Origin of the sequence: Streptomyces sp. F001 (assembly GCF_004187715.1) — a bacterium.
GTDB classification, from domain to species: Bacteria; Actinomycetota; Actinomycetes; order Streptomycetales; family Streptomycetaceae; genus Streptomyces; species Streptomyces flavusporus.
The window spans coordinates 1-1317 of sequence record NZ_QZWF01000168.1; the positions used below are offsets into that span (position 1 = coordinate 1).

The 1317-nt window shown below is 65.8% G+C and carries 2 protein-coding genes; one reads left to right on the forward strand and one right to left on the reverse strand.

Going from position 1 to position 1317, the window contains the following annotated elements:
* Positions 1–360: transposase (locus tag StrepF001_RS49280; RefSeq protein WP_240798020.1), on the reverse strand; the 360-nt coding region annotated here is incomplete at its 3' end.
* Between the two features lie 316 nt (positions 361–676).
* Here StrepF001_RS49280 and StrepF001_RS45300 point away from each other — a divergent pair.
* The gene (locus StrepF001_RS45300) at positions 677–1165 is read left to right on the forward strand and encodes a hypothetical protein (protein WP_129803884.1); all 489 of its coding nucleotides are present in this window, start codon (positions 677–679) and stop codon (positions 1163–1165) included.
* Positions 1166–1317: the final 152 nt, after the last annotated feature.

Here is a 1317-nt window from a genome sequence, read left to right on the forward strand (position 1 = left end):
TGCAATGACCCTGGCTCCGCCCTGGATACCTCCAGACGGCCACCGCTTTCCTGACATGCTGTTGTCCCCTTCGGCTTTCGCCTCCAGGTAAGTCAGGCGACCCAGAAACATTCCTCCAAGTTTCTCCCGATTGAGTCGGGGATACAACGAAGCGCCGCACGGCGCACAGAAGGCGTAGACCCGGTCCCAGGGCGGGAAGTCGGCGGGCATGGCCCGCCACTTGATCCCGTTGTCCACGAGATACCGGATCGCGTCCAGCATCGCCCGGTGGCAGTACGCTTCCGGCCGGCCGCCCCGACCACGCATCCAGCCGGGCACCGGCAGCAGCGGCCGGACCTGGGCCCACTCCGTGTCCGTCATGTCCGAGGGATACCGCCGAACACGTTCCGGGTGATCGGCCGCATTCCCGAACCGGTGAGCGACACAATCACACGTCGGTGCAGCCGAGTTGAACTCCACCGGCGCGAGCACGTAGAACTGCGGCAACAGGGTCTCCTGGATCTCGGTTGGCTTCGCAACCCCGAGCTACCAAGAGGCCCTGCCTTCATGCCCGCGACCAGCTGCGATCACCCGATCGAGACTCCCGTTCGACACGCACCCCTCAAGATCGGAACGACAACAGTTACTAAGCGACTACGCACCGGCCGCACGCACAAGACCACCGAGAGGATCGCTGATGAAGCGCTCGGCGCGCAGCACGAACTGGAAGAAGAACACCAAGCCGGCCGCCGCGCTCGCAGCCCTCGGCGGTTTTCTTGCATTGTCGCTGTGGCTCGGTGATGAGCTGTGGAATCTGTCCGCGTACTGGCCGGCGTCCGGCATCGGATTCGGCGCCACCGTCGGCGTGCTGCTCCCGATCACGTTCACGGCCTCCAAGCGCTCCTTCCGCCGAGTCTCCTCGGCCGGGAGCAAGTACTCGCCCCGGTGGGTCGTGGCCGGCATCGTGTACGCGGCCGTGGCCCTAATGAGCGCGTTGGCCGCATCCCGCGCGATCCCTGGAAAGGGCTCCTCGGCCCCCTGCCACAGCGAGTGGCAGCCATGCTGGATGAACCACCTCTATCCGGGTGCCTTCCTCGTGACACTTGGCAGCTTGGCCGCGACGGTGACCGTCATGCATTGGCTGCCGAACTGGCTGCCCAAGCTGCGCGCCCGGTCCCGCCGGTAGCCGCCGAGGTCGGCGGAGAGGGACAGGACGTGTCCGTAACCGCCAGCAGGTCGCATGGCTTTCCGTGCGACCTCAAGGTCTCCGACAGCGTCAACCCCTCAGAGCGCCGACGGGGCACCGCTCAAACTTCGATGTCACACGCTCAAGGTCCG